This window comes from Acinetobacter sp. V2 (assembly GCF_001188385.1).
Classification (GTDB): Bacteria; Pseudomonadota; Gammaproteobacteria; order Pseudomonadales; family Moraxellaceae; genus Acinetobacter; species Acinetobacter oleivorans.
This window is the reverse complement of sequence record NZ_JZFB01000004.1, coordinates 219,382-225,702: the sequence shown is the minus strand read 5'-3', so window position 1 is coordinate 225,702 and position 6,321 is coordinate 219,382. Positions and strand designations below refer to the sequence as shown.

Sequence of the window (6,321 nt, the reverse complement as noted above, 5' to 3'; positions counted from 1 at the left end):
TTTCAGCTTAAAGAAGATATTGTACTGCCACCAATGACACTCAATGAAAATGAAGTCGAAGCTATTTTTCTGGCATTGTATTGGTTAAAGAGTGTGCCAGATCAATCGTTACAATCGGCATCTACATCTGTATTAGCTAAATTGAATTCTGTTTTGCCCGAGCATCGGCAATATTTATTACAGCAGACGACTTTAAGAGCATTTAACACATGGCTACCTGTAGATGAAAAACAAGTCGAACAGATACGTTTAGCCATTCGGCAGCAAGTCAAAATTTCGATGCATTATCATGATGAGCAGCAACGAAGTAGTGTTCGAACTTTGTGGCCTTTTGCCTTGGGATATTTTAATGAAAAAATTGTTTTAGCTGCATGGTGTGAGCTAAGACAGGACTTTCGGCATTTTAGAATGGACCGTATTCAACACTTGAGTTTAACCCAAGAGTTATATCCATCATTTAAACAGCAACTGTTCCAGCAGTGGTGGGCACAAGAGTCGAAGACTACTGACAAAAACTGACAAAGAGGTTTTGTAGACTAGGTTCCACGATAAACAAGGAGCCATAAAAATGAGCCTTAAACTTTATACTAACAAAGAATCACGTGGTGTTGTGGTCGACTGGCTTTTAGTCGAATTAAGTGTTGAGTGTGAACGTATTGAAGTCGAATACAAGACTGAAATGAAAACACCAGAATATCTAAAAATTAATCCTTTTGGAAAAGTGCCAGTATTGGTAGATGGCGATGTCGTTATTTATGAGCTAGGTGCAATCTGTGCTTATCTTGCTGATAAATTTTTCGATAAAGGTTTAGCTCCTGCATTAGATGATCCTAAACGTGGTTTGTACTATCGCTGGTTATTTTTGATGGCAGGCCCATGGGAAGCTGCTGGTGTTGATAAAGCTCTCGGAATAGATGTGTCTCCTGAGCAAAAAATGTTTGTGGGTTATGGTGATTACAACGATGCCTACCAAGCTTTAGTACAAGGGCTTAGTGAAGCCAATCCGTATGTGTGTGGCGAACAATTTACCGCCGCAGATGTAAGCGTTGGAGCAATGCTGTTATGGCAATTGAAAATGGGAGCGATTGAATCTCATCCTGCTATTACGCGTTATGTTGAAACCATCAAGCAACGTGAAGGCTTAAAACAAAGCACTATGGGCTCATTGTTGTAAACCTCTGCTGTTTAGAGTCACCCATTTGGGTGACTTTTTTATTTCCTAAATACAAGTTTTTAGTTAGTAAGAAAGCCAGCAGCAACGTTAATACAGATCGCCAAAATGGTGGTATTAAACCCAAAAGACAACACCGCGTGAAATAAGTTTAAAAGACGCATGTGTTTGGTGGTAATCGAAACATCGGCAGTTTGGGCAGAAGTCCCAATAATATAACTAAAATATAGAAAATCAGGATAAGTGGGCTGTTTTGTTCCCGGAAAATCTAGACCACCATTTTCTTCATTTCTAGATAAAGCCATATAAAAATCATGGGCATAATGTAGAGCAAAAACGGTATGCATAAAAAGCCATGCAGAAACAATGGTCAGTAAAGCTAAAGCCACATGACCTAACTTTGCAGAATGATCAGAAGGAAGCTGTGAGAGCTGTATTAAAATAGCAACTAGGCACATGGTTAAAGCCAATAGAACAATCAGCATAATGACCCATTTGCTTTCATCTTGTTTTTTGGCTTGCTGCTGCATTTGTGAATGATCAGCACTTTTCATGAGCTGCCAAACATGTAGTAAATATATACTAATCGAAGTATTCCAGCTGACTAATAAAATAGTTGACCATTTCCATGAGGTGAACCATGTCAATATACTCGCTGTGATAAATCCTATAAATAAAGCAATAAAGAAATGAGGGCGGTTTAGTACACTACGTCCAAGATGTTGAAATACTGCAACCATTTTCCTAATCTCCTTTTACCAAATGGTAAATATATTATTTTTTATTAAATGGTGAAAATAATATCTAGTTTTATATGGATTTTATTCCAAGATTTTAAATTGTATTTAAGAGATATTTACTTTTACCGAGTAGGTAAAATAGAACAAAAGCGCGGACTAAACTGTTTATAAAAAGTATAAAATAAATAAAAAATATTATTTACTTATACCTTTTATAAAGGTGTCCTTATTAATCATGGGCTTAAAATAAAATATAGCTTTTCTGATTAGGTGTGAGTTAAGTTTTTATCCAGATGAAATACTTTAGTGAGTTGATCAATAAATTTTTGGACGCCTAAAGATTGTGAGTTTCTACGGTAATTTACGAATAAATCCAATGTCGGTAACTCGACATCAAGAGGGCGGACTACTGTATTTTTGATGCCTAAAGGCGCAACGTAAGCAGGTAAAATTGTACAACCTAATCCAGAGCCAAGAGAGTTAATATTAAACAACATGCTATCTGCTTTTTGAACAATATTGAGGTCAATATTGTGAGTTTTGGCAAAGTCTAAAATCGTGTTATGTAATGTTTGTGACTGCTCGGCAGCAGGAATGATAAAGTCAACGCCTTGTAATGCATGAACAGGAATTCGTTCATATTGAGTAAGTGGATGATTTTTAGGAAGTAAAAAAATCAAGGGTTCAGTCAAAACAAATTGGCTTTGGATCTCATCACTATCTGTATTTTCTCGAGTAAAGGTAATGTCTAACTCACCTTTTTTTAAGGATTTAAGTTGTTCAGTATTGTTTAGATTAGATAGTTCAATGATGAGATCGGGGTGTTGTAATCGCAGATTAGGAAGAACGTAAGGAAAAATCTTCATTTCTGCAATGGGAACAAAACCGATACGGAGCAGCTGCTGTTTAGCCTTAGAAACCTGTCGTGCCAGAGCAACTGCTTTTTCAGCTTGAGCAAGGGTCAGGCGAGCATGTTCTAAAAAGACTTCACCTTCTTCGGTTAATTCAACTTTACGTTTAGTGCGATTTAAAAGTCGTACACCAACATCTTCTTCTAAATCTTTAATCTGTTGGCTAAGGGAGGGTTGTGCGGTAAAAAGTTTAAGGGCGGCTTTACTAAAATTTAATTCTTCAGCAACGGTAATGAAATATCGGAGATGGCGTAGTTCCATAAGACTAATCCAAAAAATGTCTTACTATGATTTATGTGAAGTATAAAGCATAAAGGGATATAGCGTGAAGGTACTTTAGGTATTTATAAAATAAATGGAATTTTAATTTTCATTAAACATTTAATATATAAATCTAAGTTCAAGTAATTCATAAAATATATTAATTAGGGTGGTTTAAATACATTATTTTTACTTAATCAAAGAAATATTTAAATGTTTTAAATATTAGTATAGGTGATTCTCATAATATGCAAAAATGAAGAAATATAAAATAATATTATAAAATATAAATTCTTTAAGAATGAATTGGCTTTAAGTGTTACTAAATATTTTGTTCTATAAGCTGGCAAAACGTTTGAAGTAGGAAAAGTAGGGCTCACCGAAGCAAAACCACTTAACTCACCCCCAATTTCACGTGACTAATTATTGTTATGTTATACAAGCAGTCTTAATAAGAATGGTAATTATCGACGCATAAACCCAACACATCTATGTATTTTTTATGGCAATCTAACTCAACTTATGTTGGCTGTGACCACAATAAAAGGGATATTTATATGATAAATAAGTGTAAGTGCCATAGCTTAATTTGTTTTAATTGTTAAGATAGAAACCTGAACACATCCATTCTGCCGATGCTAAAACATAGAAAAGCCCATGAAAGACAAGCCGACATTAACATATCAATTGCCGACTCAGTCCTGTTGGACGCATACATGGATAAAACCTCCTTTTTATCATCCCGAGTCAGGGCGTGAATCTGATACACGTTTTTATAACCAACAGCCTAAATCGCCGGCTAGAGGCTCAAAAGAGCTATTACGTTGGTTAGTTACACGTGAGTCTTTTACATGGAAAGTTGATATTCAAAATGAATACGATACCCGTGTAAATACGGCTGTGGCATTACCTCAAAATCGTCCTCAGGCAGATTTAGATGATTGGCAAGTTTGGTTTGTTGGGCATGCAACTGTATTGATTCAGATCGGGCCTTATAACTTTATTACCGATCCCGTATGGTGTGATTATGCAAGCCCTTCACAGGGTCGTGGACCTCGCCGTGTGTGTCCAGCAGGTTTTGCATTAGAACAATTGCCGACGATTCATGGTGTTCTACTTAGTCATAATCATTATGATCATATGGATTTGGCTACGCTTGAGTGGCTACATAAAAAATTCGCAATGCCGATTTACACTGGACTCGGGAATGGCTTTTACCTACCCAAAGAGTTTCATGTGATTGAGATGGATTGGTGGCAAGAAATTCCCTATCACGAACTAAGAATAATCTATACACCTGCACAGCATGGCTCTGGTCGTGGCCTACGTGACCAGAATAAAGCACTCTGGGGTGGCTTTTCGGTTGTAGCGAAAACAGGGCATTGTTTCTTTGCTGGTGATACGGGTTATGCGGGGCATTTTAAGCAAATCCATGCTCGTTATGGTGCACCACGTGTTGCTTTGCTTCCGATCGGAGCTTATGAACCTCGCAAGTTAATGAGTTATGTTCATATGAACCCTCAAGATGCTGTGCATGCACATTTAGATTTGCAAGCTCATCGTTCTGTTGCGATTCATTATCGAACTTTTCAGTTGACCGACGAAGACCGAGAAGATCCTGAACATGCGCTAGCTCAAGCAATTAAAGCTTCATCGAAACTTGCGAATCCTTTTTATTGCATTCGAGAAGGGCATAAATTGACTGTATAAAAGTACATCATTTTATATTTAATTAAAAAAGCCAGTTCAATTTGAACTGGCTTTTTATAGTTTAGACTTAAATTAAGCTAAGTCAAAACGATCAAGATTCGTGACTTTAGTCCATGCTGCAACAAAGTCTTGTACAAATTTTTCTTTACCATCTGCTTGAGCATAAACTTCTACCAGTGCACGCAAGATTGAATTTGAACCGAATACTAAATCATTACGTGTTGCAGTAAATTTTACGGTGCCTGTTTTACGGTCTTTACCTTCAAATACTTCACTTGTTGAATCAACAGGTGCCCATACAGTAGACATGTCGAGTAAGTTCGTGAAGAAGTCTGTGCTGAGTACGCCAACCTGCTGAGTGAATACGCCGTGTTGCGAACCATCCCAGTTCGTGCCTATAACACGTAAACCACCAACCAATGCGGTTAACTCAGGTGCAGTCAAAGTCAGTTGCTGTGCTTTATCAATTAATAATGCCTCAGTTGCTGCATTGACGCCCTCTTTTTTCCAGTTTCTAAAACCATCGGCAAGGCCGCGGAGCAATTGGAAAGATTCGACATCAGTTTGACTTTGTAATGCATCAACACGACCAGAGGCAAATGGAACGCTAATGTTGAAACCTGCCGCTTGAGCAGCTTGCTCTACACCAACGTTACCTGCTAGCACAATTAGATCAGCCAATGACAGTTGAGTTGAGGCTTTGATTTCTTCAATTTTAGTTAAAGTTTCAACAGCTTTTTGGTTTACTTCCCAATCGCGTTGCGGTGATAAGGCAATACGTGCGCCGTTTGCTCCACCACGCTTGTCTCCACCACGGAAGGTTGACGCTGAAGCCCAGCCAAGAGAAACCAACTCGCCAGCAGATAGCCCTAGTGCAATAATTTTTGCTTTTGCATCAGCAATGCTGGTAGCCGATGGTATAGCACTAGCAGCAGGTAATGGATCTTGCCAAATTAAATCTTCAGCTGGAACTTCAGGACCTAGATAACGTGCTTTTGGTCCCATATCGCGGTGAGTTAATTTGAACCATGCGCGGGCAAAAGCATTGGCAAAGGCTTGTGGGTCGTTAAGGAAGCGACGAGAGATTTTTTCAAACTCAGGATCAAAACGTAAGGTCAAATCTGTAGTCAGCATTGTTGGCTTACGTTTAATTGATGGATCGAATGGATCAGGAATGATTGCTTCAGCATCTGCTGCTACCCATTGAATTGCACCAGCAGGTGAGCGTTCTTGTACCCATTCGTATTTGAATAGGTTTTCAAAGAAGTAATTGCTCCACTGTGTTGGTGTTTGTGACCAAATGACTTCTAAACCAGAAGTGATCGCGTCTTTACCAACGCCTGTACCAAAGCTATTTGACCAGCCAAAGCCCATCTGTTCAATTGGGGCGCCTTCAGGATCAGCCTGAACATGGTCAGCAGAGGCGGCACCATGGGTTTTACCTAAGGTATGGCCGCCTGCAATCAATGCAACAATTTCTTCGTCATCCATTGCCATGTTGCCGAAAGTCGCACGAATAAATGGTGCA

The 6,321-nt window shown here is 38.6% G+C and carries 6 protein-coding genes; 3 read left to right on the top strand and 3 right to left on the bottom strand.

What is annotated here, in order from left to right; translation table 11 throughout:
• Both UC75_RS14020 and UC75_RS14015 read left to right on the top strand, forming a co-directional pair.
• The coding region (locus tag UC75_RS14020) for a helix-turn-helix transcriptional regulator (protein WP_228137382.1) at nt 1-519 on the top strand (519 nt) is incomplete at its 5' end.
• Nucleotides 520-568: 49 nt separating this feature from the next.
• Entirely contained in the window at nt 569-1,174 is a 606-nt protein-coding gene (locus tag UC75_RS14015; RefSeq protein WP_049837945.1) for a glutathione S-transferase family protein, read from the top strand.
• Nucleotides 1,175-1,233: 59 nt separating this feature from the next.
• Here the strand turns inward: UC75_RS14015 and UC75_RS14010 are convergent, their stop codons facing one another.
• Together UC75_RS14010 and hcaR are read right to left on the bottom strand one after the other, a co-directional pair.
• A complete protein-coding gene (locus UC75_RS14010) occupies nt 1,234-1,911 on the bottom strand; it encodes a DUF1345 domain-containing protein (RefSeq protein WP_049837944.1) in 678 nt (225 codons plus the stop codon).
• Nucleotides 1,912-2,177: 266 nt separating this feature from the next.
• On the bottom strand, nt 2,178-3,083 hold the full coding sequence (hcaR, locus tag UC75_RS14005) for a DNA-binding transcriptional regulator HcaR (protein WP_004794873.1): 906 nt from the start codon (nt 3,081-3,083) through the stop codon (nt 2,178-2,180).
• Nucleotides 3,084-3,740: 657 nt separating this feature from the next.
• Here hcaR and UC75_RS14000 point away from each other — a divergent pair.
• A complete protein-coding gene (locus UC75_RS14000) occupies nt 3,741-4,793 on the top strand; it encodes an MBL fold metallo-hydrolase (protein WP_005302032.1) in 1,053 nt (350 codons plus the stop codon).
• Between the two features lie 72 nt (nt 4,794-4,865).
• Here UC75_RS14000 and UC75_RS13995 read toward each other — a convergent pair.
• A partial coding sequence (locus UC75_RS13995) for a peroxidase family protein (protein WP_228137381.1) occupies nt 4,866-6,321 on the bottom strand: 1,456 nt, incomplete at its 5' end.